Source organism: Actinoplanes sp. NPDC049118 (assembly GCF_040648555.1).
Lineage (GTDB): Bacteria > Actinomycetota > Actinomycetes > Mycobacteriales > Micromonosporaceae > Actinoplanes.
Genome location: NZ_JBEZDY010000026.1, coordinates 37,803 through 62,620 on the forward strand (window position 1 = coordinate 37,803; position 24,818 = coordinate 62,620).

A 24,818-nucleotide genomic window follows, 5' to 3' on the forward strand; every position below is an offset into this window, starting at 1 on the left:
AGCCCCGCTCAGGCCGAGTTCAAGATTTGCTCAAGATCTGTGGCGCGCGGCGGTCAGGCGCCGCCGTTGATGGCGCCGGTGCGCAGGGCACCCTCGTTGACCTTCCACTCGGCCAGCAGCCGGTCGTAGGTGCCGTCGTTGATCAGCGAGTACAGGGCCGTCTGCACGGCACTCGTGAGTTCCTTGCGGTCCTTGGCCACGCCGATGCCGTACGGGATGGCCTCGATCTGCGGGCCGGAGAGCTCGAGCGTCGGCATCTTCTCGACGTCGAGCGCGGCGATGGGGAAGTCGTTGAGCGCCGCGTCCGCCTTGCCGTCGCGCACGTACGCGGACGGGGTGGCGGACAGCACGACGGTCATGCCCTTCTTGCCGCAGTCCTTCTTCTGCGCCTCGGCCATCTCGACGAACACGGTGTCCGGCTGCGCGGCGACCCGGCGCCCGCAGAGCCCGGGCATCCCGCCGATGTCGCCCTGGCCCTTGGGGACCACGATCGACGTGCCGGCGTTGAGGTAGTTGACGAAGTCGGCCTGCTTCTGCCGCTCCGCGCGGTCGAACATCGACGACATCGAGAAGTCGATCTTGTGGCCCTCGACCTGGTCGAGCAGGTCGCCGAAGCCGACGTTCTGCCACTGCACCTTGAGCCCCAGCCGGTCGGCGATCGCCTCGGCGAGGCCGACGTCGAGGCCGGTGAAGGTGGAGCCCTTCATGAAGGTCATCGGTTCGAAGGTCGGGTCGGTGCCACCGACCAGCACCCCGGACTGCTTGACCGAGTCGGGCAGGGCGGCCCGGGCCTCGGCGAGCCGGTCGACCGGCTTGCCGGCCTCGGGTTCGTCCTGGCTCGCGCAGCCGGCGGCGCCGGTCAGCGTCACCGCGACGCACAGCAGCAGGGGAACGATCTTCATGAGAAACCTCCTGGGTAGCTATCCGACCTCTTCGGTCCCCAGCGTGCGGAGCTGAGCGGAAGGTGCCCGATATGCGCGGTTTCCGGTTAATCTTCGTGCAGGGAGGTCCTCCGTGACGTTCACCATTCGGCGCCAGATCGCCGGTCTTGCCGTGGTCGGGTTCATCCTGGTGATCGTCGCCGGCGCGATCGGCTATCGCGGCACCTCGGCCCTCGCCGACCAGCAGGCGCAGGCGCGGAACTCGGCGGCGGCGCTGCAGGCCGTGCAGTCCGCCGACCTGGCCCGGGCCCTGTACCGGGGCAACGTGCTGGCCGCGCTGGTCACCAACAACGCCACCGAACGTCAGACGGCCCTCGACGGCATGGGCGAGAACGTGGCGCAGGCCCGGGCCGGCATCGACGACGTGATCCGCTACATGCCCGACCTGCGGCAACAGGCGGACGCCGTGCTGCCGACCCTGGACGAGCTGATCGCCTCCGGCCAGCGGATCGTGACCCTGGCCAGCCGGGTCGCGTCGGACCCGACCCGCTCCGCGGCGCTGGCGGCCCGTCCCGCCTACGACGAGGTCGACAAGAAGCTGGCGGAGAGCCTGGACGCGCTGAGGTCCGAGATCGTCCAGCGGGTCAAGGAGTCCTACGACGAGGCCAACGCGGTCGCCGACCGGGCGAAGCTGCTCACCGTCGTCGTCGGCCTGCTGGCCGCGCTGGTCCTGGGCGGCGCCGCGATGCTGCTGGGCCGCCGGATCGCCCGCCGGGTCAACCACTGCCTGTCGGCGGCCCAGTCCATCGCCGCCTACGACCTGACGGTGGACGCCTCGCTGTCGGGCGGCGACGAGCTGACCCAGCTCGGCGCGAGCCTGAACGCGATCGTGGGCTCTCTGCGCGCGGCGCTGATCGAGATCGGCGGCAACGCGGGTTCGGTGGCGGCGGCCTCCGAGCAGCTGACGGCGACGAGCCGGCAGCTGTCCGAGGGCGCCGGAACGGCCTCGAGCGAGGCGGCGGCCGCGAGCCGCGACATCGGCCTGGTGACGGCCAGCGTGGACCAGACGACGACGGCGGCGCGGGGAATGGAGGGCTCGATCCAGGACATCACGTCGGCCGTGACCGAGGCCGACACGGTGGCGAAGGAGGCGGTGGGGCTGGCGGTCACCACCAACAACACCATCGAGCGGCTACGCAGCTCGAGCGAGGAGGTCTCCGCGGTGGTCAGCATCATCACGGCGATCGCGGAGCAGACGAACCTGCTGGCCCTGAACGCGACGATCGAGGCGGCCCGGGCCGGCGAGCAGGGCAAGGGCTTCGCCGTGGTGGCGGGCGAGGTGAAGGACCTGTCCCGCGAGACGGCCTCCGCCACCGGGGACATCGCGGCGAAGGTGACCGCGATGCAGACCGACACCGCGCAGGCATTCGAGGCGATCACCCGGATCAGCGCGGTGATCGACCGGATCGACGAGCTGCAGCGTTCGATCTCCGCGGCGGTGGACGCGCAGACGAACGCGACCGGGCAGATCGTCGCGAGCATCTCGTCGGCGGTGGCCTCGGCATCCGCCGTGTCCGACTCGATCTCCAGGGTGGCGGAGACCACCTACCTGACCCACGAGGCGGCGAGCCAGACCGAGGCGGCCGCGGCCGAGCTGTCCCAGCTCTCCCATCAGCTGCACCTGGTGTCCGACAAGTTCCGCCACTGAGCCTCCGCGGCGGACGGCGCGGGCCCGGCGCCTGCGGCGGGCCCGGCCGTCCGGACCGCCTACGGCTGCATCTCGTACGCGCCGCAGAGCGCGACGACCTGGTCCCACACCGCGGCGGCGCGGGTGGCGTCCGCCACCGGGCGGCGGACGTGACTCAGCGCCCACGCGGCCTGCGCGGGGGTCGTGGCGGCCTTGCCGTGCAGCTCGATCGCGTACGCGGAGAAGTCCTGCACCAGAATGGCGAAGACCTCGTCCAGCAGGTGCCGGTCGAGGCCGTTCAGCTCGGCCTGCTCCAGGACGAGCTGGCCGTAGACGACAAGCGCGAACAGCTGACCGATCGCGAGCAGGAAGTCCAGGTCGCCCTGCTGGTCCACATCGGGCGCGTGTGCACGCAGCAGCGCGCACAGCCCGTCGGCCTGCTCCCGGAAGCGCGCGACGTTGGGCAGGTCGGCGTGTGCGTCGTAGGCGATGCGCCAGTCGTGGAAGCGGATCGCGCCGAGGCCGCGCGCCGGGCCCTGCCGGAAGAGGAACTCGTCGTCGGCCGAGTCGAACCGCGGCGGCACCGGGCCGAACTCGGTCGGATTGAGCAGGTAGTTCGGCATGAACTTCAGGATCAGCGCGAGGTTGACGTGCACGGTGCCCTCGAGCTTCGGCAGGCCGCGGATGTCCTTGGCCGCCTTGTCGAAGTAGGTGTCCGCCTCGAAGCCCTTCGCGGCGATCACGTCCCAGAGCAGGTCGATGACCTTCTCGCCCTCGGTGGTGACCTTCATCTTGGTCATCGGGTTGAACAGCAGGTACCGGCGGTCGTCGGGGCCGGCGGACCGGAAGTAGTCGACGGCGCGGTCGCTGAACAGCTTCATCGCGACCAGCCGGGCGTAGCCGTCGACGAGCTCGCGGCGCACGTGCTGGAAGTCGGTGACCGGCTTGCCGTAGAGGATCCGCCGGTGCGCGTGGGTGACGGCCTCGTACATCGCGTGCTCGCAGATGCCGATGGCGGCGGTGCAGAGGTTGAACTTGCCGACGTTGACGGTGTTGAGCGCGGCGTCGAACGCGGCGCGGCCGGTGTGCAGCACGTCCTGCTCGCGTACCGGGTAGTCCTCGAGCCGGAACTCGCTGACGTACATCTGCGCGTTCACGACGTTCTGGACCAGGTGGTACGCGGGGTGCCGGCTGTCGGCGGCGAAGAAGACGTAGCCGTCCGGCCCGTCGACGTCGGCGCGGCGGCCGAAGACCGACACGAGCCCGGCGACGTTGCCGTTGCCGATGTAGTACTTGGTGCCGCTCGCCCGGAAGCCACCCGAGGAGTCCGGGGTGAGGATCATGTCGGTGGCGTAGATGTCGGCGCCGTGGCCCCGCTCGGACAACCCGAACGCCATGACGTGCCCGTCGGCGAGCAGCTGTGCCGCGTGTGCCCGGGCCGCCTGGTTCGCGCTCTGCCAGACCGGTCCGAGGCCGAGGACGGTCACCTGCCAGGTGTACCAGTACCCGAGGCCGTAGAAGCCGAGGATCTCGCTGAGGGCGGCGTTGCGGGCGGTGTCCCACCGCTTGGCGGGGTCGCCGCCGCCGTCGGCCGCCGGGGTCAGGAACGTCGCGAAGAGGCCCTCCTTCGCGGCGAAGTCCAGGAAGTCGCCGTACCAGGCCCGGTCGATGTAGCTGCCGAGGAGCGCCTTCTTACCGCGGTTCTCGAAGAAGTCGATGGTGGCGCGCAGCAGCCTGCGCGTCTCGGCGTCGAGGTGCGCGGGATCGTAGGTGTGCGGGTTGAACAGCAGCGAGTTCGCCATTGCGGCGTTCCCCTTCCTCCGGGCGGTGACGGGTGGGTGAGAGAGGTCAGCGGTCGAGGCCGCGGAGCGTGGTGAGGACGTCGTCGAGCCAGTCGAGCACCATCCGCTCGTATGCGATGCCGCCGCGCAGCACCACGTGCTGCAGGCGTTGCCCGGTGTCGAGGGCGCCGGCGTCGGGGAAGTCCCGGTGCTCACCGGTCACGTAGCGCTCGAGGGTTTCCTCGTGGGTGGCGCGGTAGCGCTCGACCTCGGCGGTCAGCGCCGCGCGCCCGGCGGCGTCGTCGAACGCGGCTCCGCGGATCTTGACGGCCAGTTCGTGCCGGACCGCCTCAGGCTGCACGGGGGCCCGCAGCCACGTGGTGAGCACGGCCCGGCCCGGCGCGGCCACGGAGTAGGACCGCTTGTCGGGGCGCCCACCCTGGCCGACCTGCTCGGCCGTGACCCAGCCGTCGGTCTCCATCCGCTTGAGGACGTGGTAGATCTGCTGGTGCGTCGCGGTCCAGAAACGGCCGATGGACCGCTCGAAGCGCCGGGCCAGCTCGTATCCGGACCCGGGCTGCTCCAGCAGGGAGACCAGAATCGCGTGCTCCAGGGCCATGGGTGCATCCTGCTATGCAACTCGTTGCATAGCAACGCCCGGCGAGAAGAATCACGGGCGCCGCCGGGCCGGCGGGGAGGGCGCCCGGTCGCCTCAGGTGCGAAATCAATTGCGGGTCACACCGGTCAGGTGTGGCCCGCAATTGATTTATCGCGCTATTCAGTGGTTCTTGTCAATCGGCTCGATCTGGTCGTCGTTCCAGCCGCCGCCGTTGTCGTTGTTGTTGTTGTTGTTGAAGCCGCCCCCGCCGTTATAGCCGCCACCGCCGTCATAGCCGCCACCGCCGCCGTAGACGCCGGGCCGCCAGACCGGCCGGTACGGCCAGTTGCCCGGCCAGTAACCCGGACGCCAACGGTCATCCCAGCCGTTGTCCCAGTACCGGTCGCCGACGACCAGGGCCCAGGCGCCGCGACGGATGCCCCAGCGCACGAACACGCATTCGAAGTCCCACCAGGCGCCGATGCGGTCACCGTAGAAGCCGGCCCGCCGGCAATCCCCGAGGAACCGGTAGTAGCCGACCACGCCGCGTTCGTTCCAGTACCGGTCGCCCTGCTGCTGGACGACTGAGCTGCTCGCGGTCGCCTGTCCGGTCGAGGGCGAAGCCTGGGCCGGAGCCATACCGAGCGTCGCACCGGCGAGCAGGCTCAGGCCCACCACTGCTATACGCGTTGCCTTGTTCATGTCACCCCTTCTGCGATAGTTGCTATTGCCCGCATATCGGACCATGTGCCGCCGCCGCTTGTCCGCCGATTTCACGGAATGATTCTGGGCCGTTTTTGTCGACAATAATGGAATTCGGAATTACGTTCGAATAGCCATTACCAATAGCCCCAGTGGGCACGGTGAGTCGAGCCCGTAACACCGATCGTGTCGCCGCGGATCCCGGAATCCAGTATTTCGAGCAGTTTCCCGGGCGGCTGTGATAGAGGGCGGGTCCGGCGGGGCGCCGACGGTGGCCGGCGAATGCAGATTCATCCCGAGCGGATGAGCCGCGGGGTCGGGTCCCGGGTGACGCTGGGGGCTCTGGCCCTACCGAGGGAGCGGCATGAGGATGCGGCCGGTGCGTCTCAACGCGGCGACCGCGAGCCTGTTCATCGTGGGCTCGTCCTGCTTCGTGCTGGGATCGGTGCCGGCGTACAGCGACGCGGTCGGCGCCCTCGCCACCGCCGTCACCTACTTCATCGGCTCGATCTTCTTCACCTCGGCGTCGTTCCTGCAGCTCCTGCAGGCTCAGACCCCGGCGATGACCGACGTCGACGAGGAACGGCAGAACACGCCGGAGCCGGTGGTGATCTGGCGCCGGCTGCCGCACGACCGGAGCTGGCTCGCGGCGGTCTCGCAGTTCCCCGGCACGCTGTTCTTCAACTCGAGCACCCTCGCCGCGCTGCTGCAGAACCTCTCGGCGGACCAGCAGGACCGGCATGTGTGGCGGCCGGACTTCCTCGGGTCGACGCTCTTCCTGGTGTCGAGCGCGTTCGGCATTCTCGCGGTCGGGAGCTTCTGGAGCTGGCGGCCGCGGTCGCTGCCCTGGAACATCGCGTGGCTGAACATGCTCGGATCCATCTTCTTCATGGCGTCCGCCCTGGCCAGCTACGTTCTTCCCGGCTCCGGTGACGTGCTCGACGACCGCCTCGCCGTCGCCGGCACCCTGCTCGGCGCGCTGTGCTTCCTCGTCGGAGCCGCGCTGATGTTCCCGGCCTGGAGACGCGCCGTCCGGCAGCGCCCGGCCGTTCGCCCCGCCGGCCCGCTGCCGGAACCCCGCGATCGACCCTGAGCGCGTTACCCACGTGCCATCACCGCGCCAGCCCGGCCCCGTGCATCGGACGGCGCCCGAACGGAGGAGAGCCAATGACCGCCACATCCGACGTCGACGCCGCGTTGTTCGGCAACCGGTTCATCACCAAGGAGGTGCCGTCCCGGGAGTTTCCGGTGGCGGGCATGTCCGCACAGGACGCGCTCCGCCTCGTCTCCGAGGACCTGGCGCTCGAGGGCGACCCGGCCCGGAACCTGGCGACCTTCGTCACGACCTGGATGGAGCCGGAGGCGCAGGAGATCATCGCCTCGAACCTGCACCGGAACTTCATCGACCACGCGGAGTACCCGCGCACCGCCGAGATCGAGCAGCGCTGCATCCGGATGCTCGCCGACCTCTTCCACGCGCCGGGCGAGACGACCGGCGCGCGCACGCAGGGCTCCTCCGAGGCGATCATGCTCGGCGGTCTCTCGCTCAAGTGGAACTGGCGCAAGCGTCGCGCGGCCGCGGGCGCCCCGACCGCGAACCCCAACCTCGTCTTCGGCGGTGACGTGCACGTGGTCTGGGAGAAGTTCTGCCGCTACTTCGACGTCGAGCCGCGGATCGTGCCGCTGCGGCCGGGCAAATACACGATCGGTCCCGAGGACGTGCGGGAGCACATCGACGAGAACACGATCGGTGTCGCGGCGGTGCTGGGTACGACGTTCACCGGGCACAAGGACGACATCGTCGGCATCAACGACCTGCTGCTGGGGATGAAGAGCGAGCGCGGGCTCGACGTGCCGTTGCACGTGGACGGCGCCAGCGGGGGCTTCGTGTGGCCCTTCCTCTATCCGGACTCCGCCTGGGACTTCCGCCTCGAGCAGGTCCGCTCGATCAACGTCTCCGGGCACAAGTTCGGCCTCGTGTTCCCGGGCATCGGCTGGCTGATCTTCCGCGAGAAGGCGGACCTGGCCGAGGAGCTCGTCTTCAAGGAGAACTACCTCGGCAAGACCGACTCGACGTTCACCCTGAACTTCTCCACCGGCTCGTCGATGGTGCTGGCCCAGTACTACAACTTCGTGCGCTACGGCCGGGCCGGCTACACCTACATCATGAAGAACATGCAGGCCAACGCCCGGATACTCGGCGAGAAGCTGGCGGCGATGGGCCTATTCGAGCTGATCGGTCCCCACGAGGAGCAGCTACCGCTGGTGGCGTTCCGCCTCGCCGCCGACAACGGGTTCGACGAGTTCGACGTCGCCTGGCAGCTCTCGGCCGAGCGCGGCTGGATGGTGCCCGCCTACACCCTCCCGCCGGACGCTCAGGAGGTGACGATCATGCGGGCGCTGGTCAAGGAGACGATGAGCCGGGAGCACGTCGACACGCTCGCCCGGGACATCGCCGAGGCGTGCGCCACGCTCGCGAAGAAGGGCGGCGCACACGAGGCCGAGCGGAGGAAGATCGTCACCGGGCCCGGCCACTGACCGGGCCGCCGCAGGGCATGCGAAAGGGCCGGGACTCGTGTCGAGTCCCGGCCCCTTCATCGAACGGTCAGGTCAGCTGCGCAGGTCCACCACGATGGACCAGTAGAGCAGCGTCGCCGCCTCCTCCGCGGTGAACGCCGGCTTCTTGCCGACGGAGTGGACGATGATCTTGGCCCGGAAGAGCATGAAGTTGTTCTTCTTCAGGGCGGCCTCGAAGTCCTTCAGCTCCGACGCGTCGGCGTCGCCGAGGTAGTCGCGCGTCAGGTTGAGCAGCCAGGCGGCGGTCGGCTCGACCGTGTAGCTGACGGTCACCGGCTCGGCGGAGTTGCCCGCCTTGTCGACGCCGCCCGCGCAGACCACCGTGTGCACGCCACGGTCGGTGCTGGTGCGGGTGAGCGTCGCCTCGGTGGCGACACCCGAGGCCTGGTCCGCGGTGCGGCAGGAGACGGCCGGGACGGCTTCCGCGCCGTACCGGGCGCCGTTGACCGCGCCGATCACCGAGACCGCCGGGGCGGTCTTGTCGATGTTGAGACGCAGCGTGCTGGTGGTGGTGTTGCCGGCCTTGTCGGCGGCCGTGCCCGCCACGCTGACGGCGGTGCCGTCGGTCGTGACCGCCTTGGCGGCGGGGCAGGTGGCCACGGCGGAGACCGTGTCCGTGCAGGCGTAACGCACGGTCGGTGCGGTGCGGTACCAGCCGGCGGCGTTCTTCGTGCCTTCCACCGTCGCGGCGACCTCCGGGGCCACCAGGTCGACGTTGACGCTGACCGACGCGGTGGTGGTGTTGCCCGCCTTGTCGACGGCCGTACCGCTGACCTTCTGGCCCGCGCCGTTCGTGGTCACCGTCGAGTCCGCCGGGCAGTCGGCGATGCCGGAGCCCGTGTCGGTGCAGGTGAAGTGCACGGTGGGAGCGGTGCGGTACCAGCCGCCGGCGTTAGCCGCCTCAACGACCGTCGCCGTGATCGCCGGGGCGGTCCGGTCGACGTTGACCGTGACGGAGGCGGTGGCGGAGTGGCCGACCTTGTCGACAGCGGTACCCGTGACGACCTTGCCGTTGCCGTCCACGTCGACCGGGGCGTCGGCGGGGCAGGTGGCGATGCCGGAGCCCGCGGCGTCGGTGCAGGTGAAGTGGACGGTCGGCGCGGTGCGGTACCAGCCGTCGGCGTTCGCCGTGCCGAGCACCGTGGCCGTGATCGCGGGAGCGGTCAGGTCGACGCTCACGGTCACCGAGGCCTCGGCGACGTTGCCGGCCTCGTCAACGGCGGTGCCGGTCACCGTCTGCGCCTCGCCGTCCGAGGTCGCCTCGGTGTCCTCGGGGCAGTCGGCGACGCCGGAGCCCGTGTCGGTGCAGGTGAAGTGGATGGTCGGCGCGGTGCTGTACCAGCCGTCGGCGTTCGGGGTGCCGACCACCGTCGCGGTGACCACCGGTGCGGTGCGGTCGATGTCGACCACCGCGGTCGTGGTGGAGGTGTTGCCGGCCCGGTCGACCGCGGTGCCGGTGACCGCCTGGCCGGCGCCGTCGCCGTCCACGGTCACGTCCGCCGGGCAGGTGGCGATGCCGGTGCCCGCGTCGGTGCAGGTGAAGTGGACCGTGGGGGCGGTCTTGTACCAGCCGTCCTCACTGGCCTGACCGATCACCGAGGCGACGATCGAGGGTGCCGTACGGTCGACGTTCACCGTCACCGACGCGGCCGAGCTGTTGCCCGCCTTGTCGAAGGCGGTACCGGTGATCTCCTGGCTCGGGTCGTCCTTGGTGACCTTGCGGTCCTCGGGGCAGATCGCGATGCCGGAGCCGGTGTCGGTGCAGGTGAAGTGGACGATCGGCGTGGTGGTGTACCAGCCGTCGGCGTTGGAGTCGCCGGTGACGGTGGCGGTGATGACGGGCGCCACCCGGTCGACGTTGACGAACACGGTGTCGGTGGCGGAGTTGCCCGCCTTGTCCCACGCGGTGCCGGTGAACTTCTGGTTGGCGCCGTCCTTGTTGACCGTGGTGTCGGTCGGGCAGACGGAGACGGTGTTGTAGCCCGAGACGGTGTCGGTGCAGGTGTAGTTGATCGACGGGGCGGAGGTGAACCAGCCGTCGGAACCCTTCGTGCCGGTGACCTTGGTGGTGACCACGGGCGGGGTCTGGTCGACGCTCAGCGTCTGCGTGACGGTGGCGGTGTTGCCGGCGGCGTCAACGGCGGTGCCGGAGAAGCGCTGGGTCATCCCGTCCTTGTCGGCGAGGATGTCGGCCGGGCAGGTCGCGATCGCGCTGCTGCTGTCGGCGCAGGTGAAGTGGATCGTGACAGGCGTCCGGAACCAGCCGTTCTTCGGCGCCTGCGACAGGGTCGTGGTGATCGTCGGAGGCGTCCGGTCGCTGCCGGTGCTCACGGTGGTCGAGGACGTCGACGAACCGTAGGTGGGGTCGGTCGCCGGGTTGTCGGGCGAGTCCGTCGGGTCGGTCGCCGCGGGGGCGCTCGGCGCGGGGGCGCTCGGCGTGGCGGGCGCGGTCGGCTCGCTGGTCGGCGGGGTCGTCGGCGCCGGCGTCGTCGTGGGCACCCAGACGGGCACCGAGCCGGTCACCGCGTTGCTGCCGCCGACCGTGTTGTAGGCCTTGACCTCGATCATCCACGTCTTGGCGATGTCCAGGTTCAGCGTGGCCGAGGTGGCCGGCGCGTCGATCCGCAGTGAGCTGGTGATCTTGTCCTGGCCGTAGCTCACCAGGTAGTAGGTGGGCGCGGGGCCGGACGTGGCCGGCTTCCAGAGCACCTCGACGGTGCTCGCGGCGTCCGCGCGGCGCTGCACCACCAGGTTGGTCGGGTCGGCCGGACGGTACCGGTCGATCGTCGACTTGGCCGTCGCGCACGCGCCGAACTCGTTCACCGGGGTGACGGCGACGGTGTAGAGGCGGGCCGGGTCGGCGTCCTCGTAGCGGAACGAGGTGTCCATGCTGGTCTTGTCGGACAGCACGACGCCGTCCGTGGCGCGGGTGAAGACGACGCGGTACCCGGTCACCGGGGTGTAGCCGGGCCACGACGGGGCCGACCACGACTCCGTGACGGTCCTGCCGTCGTCCTCGCGCCCGTTCACGACGCCCGAGACGTAGGACGGCGCCAGCGACTTCAGCGTCCAGTACGTGGTGCTCGAGGTGTTCCCGGCGGCGTCGGCCGCGCCCACCCGGATCTTGTACGAGCTACACACATCGGGAGCGTCGACCGTGTAGCTGAGGGTCGAGGACGGGACGTCCACCACCGTCTCCACGTTGCCCGCGACACTCTCGACAACGTAGTGGTCGGCGCCGGTGACCGGCTTCCACGTCACGTTGATCTTTCGTACGTCGTCCGCCGCGCGGGCGACCGTAAAGCTCTTCGGGGCAGCTGGCGCGGCTGCGTGCACCGCTGTCGGCGTGCCGACGATGGTCACCGCCACTCCGAGCAATCCGTAGCCCACTCTCGTGAGCATTCGCCTCGCGTCCATCTGGCCTCTTCTCGATTCGAACTGTTCGGCTGTCTTGATCGGCTCGGAACCTCAAGCCGACCTCAAGCGCGTCTCTGTTTTTGGGCAAGTCGCGGCCGCGAGGCCGCCGGGTCAGCGGGTCATGTCGGCCGCGACCGAGACCTGGCCCGCGCCGGTCGGGCCGGCCGCCGGCAGGGTGAACCAGATCCGGGCGCCACGACGGAAGTGCGGGTCGGCGCCGATGGAGCCGCCGAGGCGCTGCACGATCCGCCGGCAGATGGTCAGACCGAGCCCCGTGCCGGGGTAGGCGTCCGCGTGTGCCCGGTGCAGCTCACCGAAGATCGCCTCGTGCTGCCCGTCGGGTACGCCGACACCCTCGTCGGTCACCTCCACCATGACGAACCCGTCGTCACCGGTACGCGCGGCGATGTGCACCCGGGCCGGCTCGCCCGGCCGGACGTACTTGATCGCGTTGCCCAGCAGGTTCTCCAGCAGCCGACGCAGCATCCCGTGGTCGCCGCGGACCGCGGGCAGGAACTCCCAGGTGATCTGCGGCGCCGGCCGGGACGCCGCGCTGGGCTGGAGCTGCTCGACGGCCCGGTCCGCCACCACGTCGTCGACAAGCGCGGCCAGGTCGATCGTCGTCAGATGCAGGGGCGCACCGCTGACCGTCGAGTAGGCCAGCACGTCGTCGATGAGCCGGCTCATCCGGTCGGTGCCCCGGTTGATCTCCGCGACGAAGTCGTCGTAGTCCGCCGGGCGGGGGTTGCCGACGTCGAGGTAGGTGAGCAGCTGCGCGTAGCCGCAGATGCCCGCCAGCGGCGCCTTGAGGTCGTGGCTGATCTCGCGGGCGAAGGCCTCGAGGTCCTGCACCGAACGGCTCAGGTCGGAGACCCGGCGCTCCAGCTCGGCGTTGCGCAGGCGTTCGCGTTCCAGCTCGGCGTAGAGCTGGGCGGCGGGCCGCGGCGTCGTCGAGACGATGTACCGGCGGGGGAGCCGGGCGAATCGCCGTCGGCGCAGCGACCACCGCTGTGCGCGGGAGGGCGCGAATCGCATGGGAGAACCGTCCCGGGGTGCGTGGGCGGGCAGATCGGGGCTCGGGGAGTCAGCGTCGTACTGCACCGTCGGCCCTTTCGTCGGCGAGATACCCGGCCATCACCCGGATCGCGCCGGCGACGGCGCTCTCCACGTCCGCGACCAGCGCGGTCAGGTCCTGTTCGCTGGTGCCGGCGATGGCGTTGCGCTCGACCTGGGCGCACGCCTCGGCGAGCGGATCGGCGCCGAGCAGGGCGCTGGACGACTTGAGCGTGTGCGCGGTGGCGCGCAGCGCGTCGTGGTCCTGCCGGCGCAGGGCCTCGGCCAGCGCCGAGCGGCGCACGTCGAGCTGCGAGAGGAACGTGTTGACGGTGGTGACGACCAGCGCCCGGTCCTCGAGCTGCTCCTCCAGGTCGCGCAGCTTGCTCAGGTCCGGCGCGGCGTCGTCCGCCACGGGCTCCGGCTCCTCCTCCGGCGCCTCCTCCGCCGCCGGGGCGGACAGGTACGGCGCCAGCGCGGCCCGCAGCTCGGGCAAGGTGATCGGCTTGCTGAGGTGCCCGTTCATCCCGGCCTCGAGGCAGCGCTCCCGGTCGCCGCGCAGCGCCGTCGCGGTCAGGGCCAGAATCGGCGTGTCGCAGTCGGCCGACCGGACCTGCCGGGTGGCCTCCAGCCCGTCGGTACGGGGCATCTGCACGTCCATGAGCACCACGTCGTACGCGGTCTCACCGAGCAGCGCGCTCACGGCGGCGGAACCGTCGGCCACGGTGTCGCACTCGACGCCCAGGAGCTCGATCATGCGGCGGAAGACGGTCCGGTTGACGTCGTTGTCCTCGGCCAGCAGCACCCGGCCCGGGCTCAGCGGCGGCACCGTGATCGGCGCGCCGCGCACGCCCGTTCGCTCCCGGTTCAGTGCCGCCACCAGGCGGCGGAGCACCAGCGGGGCGGTCAGCACGTCGGGCTTGCGGACGATGCCGGTACGCGGGTCCGTGGTGCTGATCATCTGGGCCCGGCCGGTCGGCCCGAGCAGCTCGATGACCGTGTCGGCGCGGCGTACGGCCTCCGGGTCGTGCGAGTCGTCGCACCACAGGACCGTGTCGACGTCCCGGACCCGCAGGGCGAGGTCCTCGAAGGGCACCGGCACCGGCTCGGCGCCCGCGCTCTTGAGCAGCCAGGACAGGGCCAGCACCGAGCGCGGCGACGGCGCGACGACCGCGATCCGGCGGTGGGTCAGCGGCAGCGGCGCCTTCTCGCCCGGCTGCTGCGGCGTGGCCTGCAGCGGCAGCCGGATCAGGAACTGCGAGCCCTCGCCCGGCTGCGACTGCACCTCGATCGTGCCGCCCATGCACTCCACGAGCCGGGCGGCCAGCGCCAGGCCGAGGCCGGCACCCTCGTGCCGGCGGGCGGCGGAGGAGTCCGCCTGCACGAACGGGGCGAAGATGCGCGCCCGGTCGGCCGCGGGGATGCCGGGCCCGGTGTCGGAGACGATGATCTGGTACGCGTTGTCGCCGTCGGTCGCGGCCGTGACCACGACCTCTCCGGCCTCGGTGAACTTGATCGCGTTGCCGACCACGCAGGTCAGCACCTGGCGGAGCCGGTGCACGTCGCCGAGCACCGTCGGCGGCAGGTCCGGTGCGGGCGCCGCCAGCAGCAGGATGCCCTTGCGGCGGGCCTGCTGCTGCAGCGGTTCCACGATGGACTCGAGCACCGGGCGTACCGCGACCGGCTCCCGCTCGACGCGCAGGACGCCGGTCTCCAGCCGAGCCAGGTCGAGCAGGTCGTCGGTCAGGGCCTTGAGGGCGTGCACGGACCGGTGCACGCTGTCGACGACCTCGCGGACCTCCTGCTGCAGCGGCTGGGCGCGCAGCAGTTCGACCGCGGCGACGACGGTGGTGACGGGTGTCCGGATCTCGTGCCCGAGCAGGGCCAGGAACTGCGACTTGGCGTGTGCCGCGGCGTCGTCGTACGCGGCGTCGTCGTCCGGTGCCGCGGCGCACTCGACGGTGACCAGCCTGCGGTGCGCGCCGCAGTCGCTCTCCAGGTGCGCGACCCGTACGCCGCCCCGGCCCGGAGCGTCGCACCCGCACGCCAGCACCTTGGGCGGCGACTGGGGCGTCATCTGCCGGGCGGCGGACAGCATCCGGTCGTGTGCCGGGCAACCGCCGGCCCCGTCCGTCAGGAGGGTGCCCTCGCCGGGGTACGCGTCGTCGCCGTCCGGCCGCCAGCGTCCGTTGGCGACCAGGACGCGGCCGTCCGCGTCCACGATCGCTGCCGGACCGGGGATCGCCTCGACCAGCGTTCGCGCCGCATATCCCATGCGCTGACCTTTCGGGGGAGCGGGACCTGGGGGGTTGGGTCCACTCGCAAAGGCTGCGGGAAGCTGGGGGCGAACGGGGAAGCGTTGGGGAGCAGATCGGTTTCAGGTAGCGGGTACCGGATCAGGCGGCCTGCAGGCCGTGGAAGCCGAGCGGGGCGACCTTGGCGGCGGTCGCGGCGGCCGGCCGGCGCGACCGGCGGCGGTGCAGGGCGCCGAGCAGGATGCCGCCGACCGCGATCGCGGCGAGCGACCAGGGCAGGAAGTCGACCGGTCCGAGGCCCGTCGCACGCGGCGGGACGGCGGAGATCAGCACGCGCGACGCGCCGGAGACCGAGCGGCCGGCCACGATGATGCTCGCGCCGGACTGCCCGGCGGCGATGAGCGCCTGCGGCACCGAGACCCGCACCTGGCCGTTCTCGTCGCTGCGGGCCTGCTGGATCGGCGCGCTGCCGAGGCGGACGTCGACGACGGCCCGCGGCCGGTACGCGGACCCGCTCACCTGCAGCTGCTTGCCGCCCTCGACCCAGCTGAGCACGAGCTTGTCCGTGCCGGCCTTGGTGGCGGCGCCGGCCGGCGCCGCCGGCGCCAGCAGCAGCGCACCGCACAGACCGAGCATCGTCAGGAGGATGACGAGGGCGTTGCGACCGGGGGTGGCTGAGTTCCGCATGTCCATCAGGTTGCGGCATCGCGGCCGCCGGGGGAATGGACCCGAGTCAACCTTGCCCGCCGCCTGAGCCAACCTTGAAGTTACGCCGCGGGAGAAGGGCGGGCCGCGGTAAGGCTCAACCGGCAACGCCGTGCGCCGATGGAGCAGATACCGGACCCGGCTCGTCGTGTGGGTGTCCGCCGATGCGGGGAGAAGGTGCCATGACGCTCGACACCGACATCGACATCGTCGTCGAACTGCCCCCGGAACCGGCCCGCCACTACCGCGTCCTCGACCTGCCCGCGCTCGCCGAGCGGCTGTGGCGGGTACCCCTCGCCCTCGCCGCGGCCATCTTCGCCGCCTGCGGGCCCGCGCACGCGCTCGGCCACCTCGACGTCGTGTACTGGGCCTCGCTGATCGGTCTGGCGCTGAGCGCGTGCGCCGTGCCGCTCGGCCTGCTCGGGCTGCGCAGACAGCCGCCACCCGACCAGACCTGACCTGCGGCGGCGCCATATCTCAGGGCGGGACCGCAACGGCCGATTCTACGGGCAGCGCGCCCGGCCGGGCCGCACCGCGGACGTGCTCGGTGAGGAGGAACAGCGACGTGCGACGGCTCCTCCCGCGTGACGCGTGGCCCACCTCCCGGCCCTACCTGATCGTCCTCGCGCTCAACGCGCTCATCGTCAGCCAGTGGTTCCGCACCGGCACGTTCATCGCCGGTGGCGACATGGGCGCCTTCATCCGGCGCGGGTGGGCCCCCGAGGCCACCTGGTCGTGGAACCACCAGACCACCGGCACCGGCTCCGCCGGGTACACCATGGCGCGGGGCTTCGAGTTCATCCTGATCGGGGCCTGCCGGGCCGTCGGGCTGACCGAGTACTCCGCGCAGTGGCTGTTCTACATCTGCATCTACGGCCTCGTCGGCTTCGGCGTGGCGTACCTGGCCGGCGCGTTCGTGCGCAACCAGGCGGCGATCGTGACGGCCGGCGCCTTCGGCCTGCTCAACGGCTTCTTCCTGACCCGGCTGCCGAACCCGCTGAACATCATCTCGGTCGGCTCGGTAGCCCTGATCACCGGCATCGCGATTCGGGTCGCGCAGGGCCGGCGGGTGCCGACGCCGATCGCCGGGTTCGCGCTGATGCCGACGTCATTCCTCGCCTTCAACCCGCCGATGCTGGTGGTGGCATACGCGTGGGCGGTCGGCGGCACCCCGCTGCTGGCCGCGCTGGTGCTGGGCCGGTCCGGGGCCGTACGCCTGCTGAAGTGGTTCGTGTTCGCCGCGCCCTGGGCGATCGCGCTCAACGCCTACTGGCTCGTCCCGCTCTCACAGAGCTTCGTCGGCGGCGGCGGTGCCACCGCGAACGCCACCTTCACCGACCCGACGAACTGGTCCTGGTCGCAGGTCAACAATTCGCCGCCGAACATCCTCACGATGGTGGCCAACTGGGCCTGGTTCCGTCCGCAGTACCTGCCGTTCGCCGCGGACCTGGACCGCCCGTGGTGGATCTGGATCCGCTACCTGCTGCCCGCGCTGGTGTTCCTGGTGCCGCTGCTGGCCCCGCGCCGCCTGCGCCGGGTCGCGTTCGGCCTGATCGCCCTGGTCCTCGTCTTCGTGTTCCTGGCCAAGGGCCTGCGCCCGCCGTTCTCCGAGATCAACATGTTCCTGTACCAGCACGCGCCGGGCTTCTGGCTGTTCAGGGAGCCGATGAGCAAGCTCGGACAGCTGCTCATCCTCTTCTTCGCCGTGCTGCTCGCCATCGGCGTCGAGGGCACGGCGCAGCGGCTGAAGGCCCTGCCCCGCCTCAGGCTGCCGGGCTGGCCGCGGCGGCTGGCGTACGCGGGATCGGTCACCCCGCTGCTGCTGGTGCTCGCCTACCCGTACCCGCTGTACACCGGCGAGGTGATGCCCGACGAGCGGCCCACCCAGCCGTCCACCCACGTGCGGGTCCCACCGGAGTGGTGGAACATGGCCAGCCACATCGACGCCGACCCGGGTCCGGGCAAGGTGCTCGTGCTGCCTCTGGACGACTACTACCAGATGCCCACCACGTGGGGCTTCTTCGGCGCGGACAGCATCGCCAACCTGCTCATCCAGCATCCGGTGGTGGCGCCCAAGCCCGGCGGCTACTTCGGCGAGGTGCCCGGCTTCGGCGCCGACGTGCACGCCGTGGAGACCGCCCTGCTCGCCGGCGACCTGACGCCGGTGCCCAAGCTGCTCGACGCCATCGGGGTCAGCCGGGTCATCGTGCGGCACGACCTCGTCCGCGGCCTGCCGAACCGGTACTTCGCCGACGACCGCATCCTCGGCGCGGCCATGAGCCGGGTGCCCGGCGCCCAGCTCGACGTCGACGGCACGCTGCAGATGTGGAAGTTCGGCGACGGCACCAGCCCGACGATGCGCACGTACGACCGGGTCCTGGACGCGCCGGCCCGCCCCGACGCCGGCGCGGCGGTGCTCGGCACCGTCGACACCCGCACGGCGATCGCCGCGCGCAAGGACACCTCGCCCGTAGCCATGAGCCCCCAGGTGGACGACACCGTCACGGTCACGCCGGACGTCGTGCACTGGCCGGTGCCCGCCGTCGACAGCGGCTCGCCCACCACGACCATCGACGTGGCCGCCGGCCAATACACCCTCGCCCAGCGCGCCCGCGCCGCCGCGGTGCTCACGCCCCGCCTGGACACCGCGAACTCGCGCCTGCTGCTCGAGGACCCGACGGTGGTCAAGGTGGACGGCATGGCCGTGTCGAGGCGCCCCGCCCTGTCCGTGCCGATACCCGCCGGCCGCGAGATCCGCGCGATCAGCACGGGCGGCCGGACCGTTTCGCTCGACGGCCCGGGCACGCCGGCCTCGGTGCCGGTCGGCTCCGCCACCGACATCACGCTGCTGGCCACCGCGGCGAAGCCGGTCAAGGCCACCGGATACTCCCCGGTCTTCGACTGCAACAACTACGAGCCCCGGCCGTGGAAGGAGCTGGGGTTCGCGCAGACCGTCAAGGACACGCCGGCGGGCCGCACCGTACGGCTGACCGCCGCCGACCACGCCGCCTGCACCAAGGTGGTGGTCCGCGACGCGAAACCGGGCCAGATGTACCGGGTCCGGCTGCAGTACCGCAGCATCGCCGGCACCCGCCCGCAGATCTGCCTGTGGCAGGCCGGTGTCGCCGGCTGCGAGCTGAGCGCCCGCCCGGTGCTCGACGACGATTGGGCCTCCTACGAGAAGGTCGTCACGATGGACAGCCTCGCGGACGAGCTGCAGATCATCCTGCACGCCGACGTCGGCGAGCGGCTCAAGCCGAAGACCGTCACCGAATACCGCGGCCTGCGTGTCGACGCGCTGGAGGCGGTCGCCACGAAGACGGTCTTCCCGCCGGCCGTCCCCGAGGTCAAGGTGGGGCTCGAGGCCGGCAAGCACGAGCTGCGCGTCGAGGGCGGCCCGGCCGGTACGGTGCTCGCGCCGTTCGAGCCGCTGGAGGACTGCTACCGCTACGACGACCAGACCGCCGAGCAGGCTGGCCTGGACGCCGAGTCGCAGGTCGGGTCGGACGGGGAGACGACGTACACGCTCAAGGCGGTGCGGCACCTGGCCTGCATCGGCGCGCCGGCGTCGGACATGGGCGCGTCGTCGCTGTACGAGCTCTCCATGGAGGCGCGCAGCGTCGCGCTGCGCAACCCCCGTTTCTGCCTGTACCTGCGCGGCCCCGACCTGTGCCGCACGCTGCCCGCGGTGGCGATGTACCAGGGCTGGACGTCGTACGAGGCGCTGATCACGCCCGATCCGGCCGCGGTCGACACCCGCCTCTACCTGTACGGGCTGCGTGACCTCAAGGAGGAGCGCCAGGCGCAGGTGGAGTACCGCGGGGTGCGGCTGCGCCCGATGGCCAGCCCCAACGCGATCGTGCTCGTGCGCGACGCCGCGCCGGCGACCAAGTCCATCGTGGACTACAGCAAGCAGAACCCGACGCAGTTCACCGGCACCGTCACCACCTCCGGGCCCACCGCGGTCGCGCTCGCCGAGAGCGCCGCGCCCGGCTGGATGCTCACCGGCGTCGAGGGCGCCCGCAAGGTCACCCTCCAGGGCTGGATGAACGGCTGGCTGCTGCCCGAGGGCGGCACCGTGACGATGCGCTACGCCCCGGCGCGAATCAGCCGCTACGCGTTCTACCTGCTGCCGGTCACAGTCGCCGCGTCGCTGATGTTCATGTACGCGTTCCGCCTGTCCGGCGGCCGGGGCGGCCCGTTGGCGACGCTACGCCGCCGCTGCCCGTGGATCGAACCGCCGCTGTCCCGGCTGCGCCGCCGCGGCCGGCGGATCGGACTGCTGCGGGCACGCCGGCCGCGGCTACGCCCGGCGCTGCGCATGCTGTGGAGGCGATTCCGATGATCGGTACCCTGCTCCGGCGGGTCGCCGGGTCCGCACCCCGGCTGGTCCGCCGTGCCGCCCTGACCGGCGGTCGCCGCCGTCCGCGGGTGGTCGTCGCGCTGGCCGTGGTGCTCCTCCTCGTCGCGGTGGCGTTGCTCAGCCGCTGCTCCACCGGGCCGGAAACGGTCCGGGTGGCCGCGGTCGGCGACATGGCCTGCGATCCGGACGACCCTGACTTCGCCACCGGCGCGAACGACCGCTGCCGCCACCAGCAGGTCTCCGACCTGGCGGTCGCGCTGAATCCGGACGCGCTGCTGGGCCTCGGCGACTTCCAGTACGAACTGCCGACCCTGGACGCGTACCGCACCGTGTACGGGCCGGGTTTCGGGCGGCTGCTGAGCCGCACGGTGCCGGTCTTCGGCAACCAGGAGTACAAGGTGCAGGACGCCAACTCGTTCACCGCGTACTTCGGCAAGCAGATCAAGGAACCGACGGGGTACTGGTCGCAGGAGCTCGGCCGCTGGCACCTGGTGGTGCTCAACTCGAACTGCTCCGCGGTCGCGGGCGGCTGCGGCAAGGGTTCGCCGCAGCAGACCTGGCTCGACGAGGACCTGAGGAACACCGACCGCAAGTGCGTGATCGCCGCGTGGCACCACCCCCGCTGGTCGTCGGGCATCGCCGGCTCCGACTCGCGCACGGCGGACCTGTTCCGCACCCTCTACGAGCACCGGGTCGAGCTCGTGCTGTCGGGCCACGACGCCGACTACGAGCGGTTCGGCCCGCTCAACCCCGACGGGAAGAAGGACCCGCTCGGCGTGCGCCAGTACGTGGTGGGCACGGGCGGCCAGGCACACTACCGGCCGGGTGCCGGCGACGGCGGACGCGACGAGCACGGCAACCTGCCGCTGGGTGCCAAGCCCCCGGCCGGGGAGTTCGTCGACTTCGACCACCACGGCGTCCTGGACCTGGAGCTCAAGCCGGACTCGTGGAGCTGGAACTTCCGCGCGGTCGGCGTCGACGGCCCGCTCGACAGGGGCGAGGCGTCCTGTCGATGAGGCCGGTGACACCGACTGTGATCAGCAAAGACCTCATGCCGACGGCACGCGGACCGATGGGAGACCGGCCCGGCCGGTGCCACCGGTCCCCGGCCGGGACCGCACTCTTCTCGCCGGCAGGAGCCCGCGTATGACAGCCACCATCCCCGCCCCGGTCCGGGCCGCCGCGCCGGCTCAGCACGGTACCCATCGGGCGCTCAACGCGCTGCGTACCGCGGCGGCCGTCCTCGTGGTCGTCTTCCACCTGCGCACCCTGCTCTTCGTCGACGCGGCCGAGGCGGGCGACGGCGTGCTGACCCGGGCCCTGTACGTGGTGACCGGGCTGGGCCCGGCGGCCGTGCTGGTGTTCTTCGTGCTCAGCGGCTACTGGGTCGGCGGCAGCGTGCTCGCGGCCTTCCGGCAGGACCGGTTCCGGTGGGCGGGCTACGCCACCGCGCGCCTGAGCCGGCTGTGGATCGTGCTCGTTCCGGCCGTGGTGCTCACGGCCGTCCTCGACAACGTCGGCCTCGCGCTGCTCGGGCACACCTCGATCTACCTCGGCGACCCGGCGTACCACCACACCGTGCCGGCGGAGGACCTGGCGGGGCGGCTGACCCCGCTGACCGCCCTCGGCAACATCGGCTTCCTGCAGACGATCGCCGTGCCCACGTACGGCACGAACGCCTCGCTGTGGTCGCTGGCCTACGAGGCGGCCTTCTACGCGATCTTCCCGCTGGCGCTGTACGCCTGGAAGGGCCGCGGCGGCATGCCGAAGCGGATCCTCAGCGCGGTTCTGCTGCTCGCCGTCTGCGCCGTCGCGGGCCCGGCGGTCCTGATGTACCTGCCGGTGTGGCTGATGGGCGCCGTGGTGGCCCTGTTCCGCAAGCACATCGCCGAGGTGCTGGCGGAGCTGCGCCCGAGCGTGCTGGCGCTGGTCCGCGCGGGTGCCGTGGTGGCGCTGGCGGCCGCGCTGTACGCCACCCAGGTCAGCTACTCCAGCCGCAACGTGCTGCTGCTCGCGGGTGCCACCACGGTCCTGCTCGCCCTGCTGGTCCAGGACCTGCGCTGGACCGGCCTGCCCGGCCGGGGCCTCGACGCCCTGTCCCGGTACGCGGACTCGTCGTACTCGCTGTACGCGGTGCACCTGCCGATCGCCGCGCTGATCGCGGCCCTGCTGGCGCCGCAGGTCTCGCACCGGTGGTCGTCGACGCCGGCGCACTGGCTGGCCCTGTCGGCGCTCAGCGCGGGGCTGGTCGGCGCCGGCTGGCTGTTCGCCTGGGCCACCGAGCGGCACACCGGCCGCCTGCGTGCCCTGCTCGACGGCGTGATCCGTTCCGCGGCCCGGCGCAACCGGGCCTGATCCGCCCCTTTTTCGACCCCACGACCCTTGTCGTGGGGGCTCCCCCCTGTCCCGCTCCGCCGCAGGGGACCGATCCGGCGGGGCAACGAACAAAGAAGGATCCCTTGATCAGGAGATTCCCCAGAACGGTGGCGGTGCTCGGCACGACCGTGCTGACCACCCTGACCGCTCAGCTCGCATTCACCTCGGCCGCACCGGCCTCGGTACCGGAGGGCACCGGGTACACCCTGGCCCCGACGGTCGGCGACCCGGCGCTGACCGCGGAGGCCTGCGCGGCCGACCCGGGCTGCGCGGTGGCGGGCGCGCCGCGCGGCGGCGGCCTGGACGACTGGGCCGCGCTCAACGGCGCGGTCGCCGCGGCGGCCGCCCGCGGCACGTCTGCCGCACCGGCCACCGTGTTCCTGCCGGCCGGCGTCTACACCCTGACCAAGGCGCTGAACCTGCAGCCGAACGTCAACCTGCGCGGCGCCGGCATGACCGACACCACGCTGGTCATCGCGCCGGGCAGCCACGCGAACTTCAAGAACTCGTTCCTCGTGCGGCCCGAATTCGGCGCAACACCCGTCGCGGGCAGCACCAACCTGATCTCGGACCTCGCGGTCAACGGCAGCTGCAAGGCCGGCGCGGGTCTTACCGACGAGGTGGTCCCGCCGGCCGTGGCCTGCGACCACGGCGCCGGCAACAACGCGGGCGGTGGCGTCTCGGCCGGCGACAGGTGGACCATCCGGCACGTCCGGTTCACCAATCTCGAGTACTTCAAGCTGTGGATCCGGGGCACGACCGGCGTGCGGGCCGTCGACAACCGCTTCGACAACCGCGGCGGCGCCGGCTCCGGAGACGAGGACAACATCGGCGGCGGCGGCAACGCCACCGACACGGTGGTGTCCGACAACCAGTTCGACGGCACCCAGCTCGGCAACGCCCTCGACTTCACCAACGCCAAGGGCCTGGTGTTCCGCAACAACACCGTGTACACCGACCCGGCGATGCTCACCCGGTTCAGCCGGCCCGACAACGGCTCGGTCTACCTGGAGGCGGTCACCGACTCCGAGGTGAGCGACAACCTGTTCAACGGCGGGCACATCGTCCTCAAGACGAACGTGGGTTACACCCCGACCGGCACCAACAAGGACGTCACCAACCCGGCGCGCAACATCGTGCGCGGCAACCGGATCGTGGGTTCGTACTTTGCCGGCATCACGGTGAACTACAACGACTACAAGGACCCCGACGGCAGCATCGGACGCTCCGACGCCTACGTGGACCCGGCCGACCTCACGAACCACACGCTGTGGTCCGGCGGCGGCAACGTGATCACCGGCAACATCATCGAGAACCCGGCCGAGTCCGGCGTCCTCGTGTACGGCTGCTTCGAGGCCGCCAAGACCGCGGCGGACACGATCACCGGCAACGTCATCACGGGCGTCGGCCAGCGCGGCACGAGCAGCTACGGCACCGGTTGCGGCACCTTCGAGACGGTCGGCGTCGGGCTGTCCGCCGGGCGGGGCGACAAGATCTACGGCAACGTCGTCTCGGGCGGCACGAACACCTGGTACGGCGTCCAGATCGGGTCCCGCACGGCCACCACCACCGCGGCCGACACCGTGCTCACCGACTCCAGCGGCACCTACCCGGACAACTCCTTCGGCGCCCTCGTGGTCGGCCCCTACCGGTACGGGAAGAACACCCCGGAGTCGCCCGAGGCGCAGCCCGCCGTCGGCACCCCGGAGGGGGTCAAGCTGACCTGGAAGGAGGTCTACGCGCTGCCCAACGTCTTCGTCGGCGGGTACCGGGTGTACCGCGACGGCGAGCTCGTGGCCGACCTGCCGGTCGGCGGGGAGATCCCCGGCAACCTGCTGTCGGCGGACGCCGCGACGCTGGAGAACGGCCTCGGCGGCTGGACCGCCGCCAGCCGCACCTCGGTCAGCCGGGTCACCGCGGCGGCCGCACCGGGCGTGGGAGCCGCATCCCTGGCGCTCACGACCACGGGCGCCGGCCTGATCAGCGCGGTCGGCCCGCTGACCCCGGTCACCGCGGGCCAGTCGTACACCGCGGTCGCCTCGTACAAGGCGCAGACCGTCGGCCGCAAGGTGCGCACCGGCGTGCAGTGGTTCGACGCGTCCGGGGTGGCGATCGGCGGAAAGTTCTTCAGCACCAACCAGTACACGTTCGACGGCACGGACCGCTGGATCACCAGCTCGTACAACACCGCGGCGCCGGCCGGTGCGGCCTACGCCCGGGTGTTGTCGGCGATCGACAACGCCGAGGTCGGCGAGGTCCACCTGATGGACCGCATCGGGCTGGTCGCCGGCACCGCCACCGAGGGCTGGACCGACACGCAGGGCTCGGGCTCCTACGACGTCGTCGCCTACCAGGTCGGTGGCCCGGCGGGCAGCGAGTACTCGATCCCCACGCGGATCCAGGCGCCGTAGCGCCGACGCGGC

16 protein-coding genes are annotated in these 24,818 nt (G+C 71.4%); 8 read left to right on the forward strand and 8 right to left on the reverse strand.

Annotation, left to right across the window (positions count from 1 at the left end; translation table 11 throughout):
* Positions 1–53: 53 nt before the first annotated feature.
* Positions 54–902: an ABC transporter substrate-binding protein gene (locus AB0B58_RS32675; protein ID WP_360231570.1), complete on the reverse strand. Its 849-nt coding sequence runs from the start codon at positions 900–902 to the stop codon at positions 54–56.
* A gap of 112 nt (positions 903–1,014) precedes the next feature.
* Here AB0B58_RS32675 and AB0B58_RS32680 point away from each other — a divergent pair, with 112 nt between their 5' ends.
* The gene (locus AB0B58_RS32680; protein WP_360231573.1) at positions 1,015–2,589 is read left to right on the forward strand and encodes a methyl-accepting chemotaxis protein; all 1,575 of its coding nucleotides are present in this window, start codon (positions 1,015–1,017) and stop codon (positions 2,587–2,589) included.
* Between the two features lie 59 nt (positions 2,590–2,648).
* Here the strand turns inward: AB0B58_RS32680 and AB0B58_RS32685 are convergent, their stop codons facing one another.
* The 3 genes from AB0B58_RS32685 to AB0B58_RS32695 all read right to left on the reverse strand — a co-directional run bounded on the left by AB0B58_RS32685 (position 2,649) and on the right by AB0B58_RS32695 (position 5,724).
* Positions 2,649–4,370 carry an acyl-CoA dehydrogenase family protein gene (locus tag AB0B58_RS32685; RefSeq protein ID WP_360231576.1) on the reverse strand — a complete coding sequence of 574 codons (1,722 nt, stop codon included), beginning with the start codon at positions 4,368–4,370 and terminating at the stop codon, positions 2,649–2,651.
* Positions 4,371–4,416: 46 nt separating this feature from the next.
* Complete coding sequence (locus tag AB0B58_RS32690) at positions 4,417–4,968, reverse strand: PadR family transcriptional regulator (protein WP_360231579.1); 552 nt, start codon at positions 4,966–4,968, stop codon at positions 4,417–4,419.
* Between the two features lie 159 nt (positions 4,969–5,127).
* Positions 5,128–5,724, reverse strand: a complete 597-nt coding sequence (locus AB0B58_RS32695; RefSeq protein WP_360231582.1) for a hypothetical protein — start codon at positions 5,722–5,724, stop codon at positions 5,128–5,130.
* A 295-nt stretch (positions 5,725–6,019) separates the two neighbouring features.
* Here AB0B58_RS32695 and AB0B58_RS32700 point away from each other — a divergent pair, with 295 nt between their 5' ends.
* Positions 6,020–6,742, forward strand: coding sequence for a hypothetical protein (locus AB0B58_RS32700; protein ID WP_360231804.1), 723 nt, complete (start codon positions 6,020–6,022; stop codon positions 6,740–6,742).
* Between the two features lie 74 nt (positions 6,743–6,816).
* Positions 6,817–8,187, forward strand: coding sequence for a glutamate decarboxylase (locus AB0B58_RS32705; protein WP_360231585.1), 1,371 nt, complete (start codon positions 6,817–6,819; stop codon positions 8,185–8,187).
* Between the two features lie 72 nt (positions 8,188–8,259).
* On the opposite strand, the gene AB0B58_RS32710 is transcribed toward AB0B58_RS32705, so the two are convergent.
* From AB0B58_RS32710 to AB0B58_RS32725, 4 genes are all read right to left on the reverse strand, one after another.
* On the reverse strand, positions 8,260–11,616 hold the full coding sequence (locus AB0B58_RS32710; protein WP_360231588.1) for a Neogenin: 3,357 nt from the start codon (positions 11,614–11,616) through the stop codon (positions 8,260–8,262).
* 138 nt (positions 11,617–11,754) lie between these two features.
* Positions 11,755–12,678, reverse strand: a complete 924-nt coding sequence (locus tag AB0B58_RS32715) for an ATP-binding protein (RefSeq protein WP_360231591.1) — start codon at positions 12,676–12,678, stop codon at positions 11,755–11,757.
* A 49-nt stretch (positions 12,679–12,727) separates the two neighbouring features.
* Complete coding sequence (locus AB0B58_RS32720; protein ID WP_360231594.1) at positions 12,728–14,971, reverse strand: ATP-binding protein; 2,244 nt, start codon at positions 14,969–14,971, stop codon at positions 12,728–12,730.
* Between the two features lie 121 nt (positions 14,972–15,092).
* On the reverse strand, positions 15,093–15,638 hold the full coding sequence (locus AB0B58_RS32725; protein ID WP_360231597.1) for a hypothetical protein: 546 nt from the start codon (positions 15,636–15,638) through the stop codon (positions 15,093–15,095).
* A gap of 200 nt (positions 15,639–15,838) precedes the next feature.
* Here AB0B58_RS32725 and AB0B58_RS32730 point away from each other — a divergent pair, with 200 nt between their 5' ends.
* The 5 genes from AB0B58_RS32730 to AB0B58_RS32750 all read left to right on the forward strand — a co-directional run bounded on the left by AB0B58_RS32730 (position 15,839) and on the right by AB0B58_RS32750 (position 24,806).
* Positions 15,839–16,114, forward strand: a complete 276-nt coding sequence (locus tag AB0B58_RS32730) for a hypothetical protein (protein ID WP_360231600.1) — start codon at positions 15,839–15,841, stop codon at positions 16,112–16,114.
* A gap of 107 nt (positions 16,115–16,221) precedes the next feature.
* Positions 16,222–20,001, forward strand: coding sequence for a hypothetical protein (locus AB0B58_RS32735; RefSeq protein ID WP_360231603.1), 3,780 nt, complete (start codon positions 16,222–16,224; stop codon positions 19,999–20,001).
* Positions 19,998–21,035, forward strand: coding sequence for a metallophosphoesterase (locus tag AB0B58_RS32740; RefSeq protein WP_360231606.1), 1,038 nt, complete (start codon positions 19,998–20,000; stop codon positions 21,033–21,035). Before AB0B58_RS32735 ends, AB0B58_RS32740 begins: the two co-directional genes overlap by 4 nt.
* Before the next feature lie 130 nt (positions 21,036–21,165).
* A complete protein-coding gene (locus tag AB0B58_RS32745; protein WP_360231609.1) occupies positions 21,166–22,374 on the forward strand; it encodes an acyltransferase in 1,209 nt (402 codons plus the stop codon).
* Positions 22,375–22,478: 104 nt separating this feature from the next.
* Positions 22,479–24,806 (forward strand): glycosyl hydrolase family 28-related protein, encoded by a 2,328-nt coding sequence (locus AB0B58_RS32750; protein WP_360231612.1) that lies wholly within the window; start codon positions 22,479–22,481, stop codon positions 24,804–24,806.
* The last annotated feature ends 12 nt before the right edge of the window (positions 24,807–24,818 follow it).

Coding starts and splice junctions, on each gene's coding strand:
- AB0B58_RS32675 (WP_360231570.1), bottom strand. CDS start 902: ATGAAGATCGTTCCCCTGCTGCTGTGCGTCGCGGTGACGCTGACCGGC.
- AB0B58_RS32690 (WP_360231579.1), bottom strand. CDS start 4,968: ATGGCCCTGGAGCACGCGATTCTGGTCTCCCTGCTGGAGCAGCCCGGG.
- AB0B58_RS32720 (WP_360231594.1), bottom strand. CDS start 14,971: ATGGGATATGCGGCGCGAACGCTGGTCGAGGCGATCCCCGGTCCGGCA.
- AB0B58_RS32745 (WP_360231609.1), top strand. CDS start 21,166: ATGACAGCCACCATCCCCGCCCCGGTCCGGGCCGCCGCGCCGGCTCAG.
- AB0B58_RS32730 (WP_360231600.1), top strand. CDS start 15,839: ATGACGCTCGACACCGACATCGACATCGTCGTCGAACTGCCCCCGGAA.
- AB0B58_RS32685 (WP_360231576.1), bottom strand. CDS start 4,370: ATGGCGAACTCGCTGCTGTTCAACCCGCACACCTACGATCCCGCGCAC.
- AB0B58_RS32700 (WP_360231804.1), top strand. CDS start 6,020: ATGCGGCCGGTGCGTCTCAACGCGGCGACCGCGAGCCTGTTCATCGTG.
- AB0B58_RS32740 (WP_360231606.1), top strand. CDS start 19,998: ATGATCGGTACCCTGCTCCGGCGGGTCGCCGGGTCCGCACCCCGGCTG.
- AB0B58_RS32725 (WP_360231597.1), bottom strand. CDS start 15,638: ATGCGGAACTCAGCCACCCCCGGTCGCAACGCCCTCGTCATCCTCCTG.
- AB0B58_RS32705 (WP_360231585.1), top strand. CDS start 6,817: ATGACCGCCACATCCGACGTCGACGCCGCGTTGTTCGGCAACCGGTTC.
- AB0B58_RS32715 (WP_360231591.1), bottom strand. CDS start 12,678: ATGCGATTCGCGCCCTCCCGCGCACAGCGGTGGTCGCTGCGCCGACGG.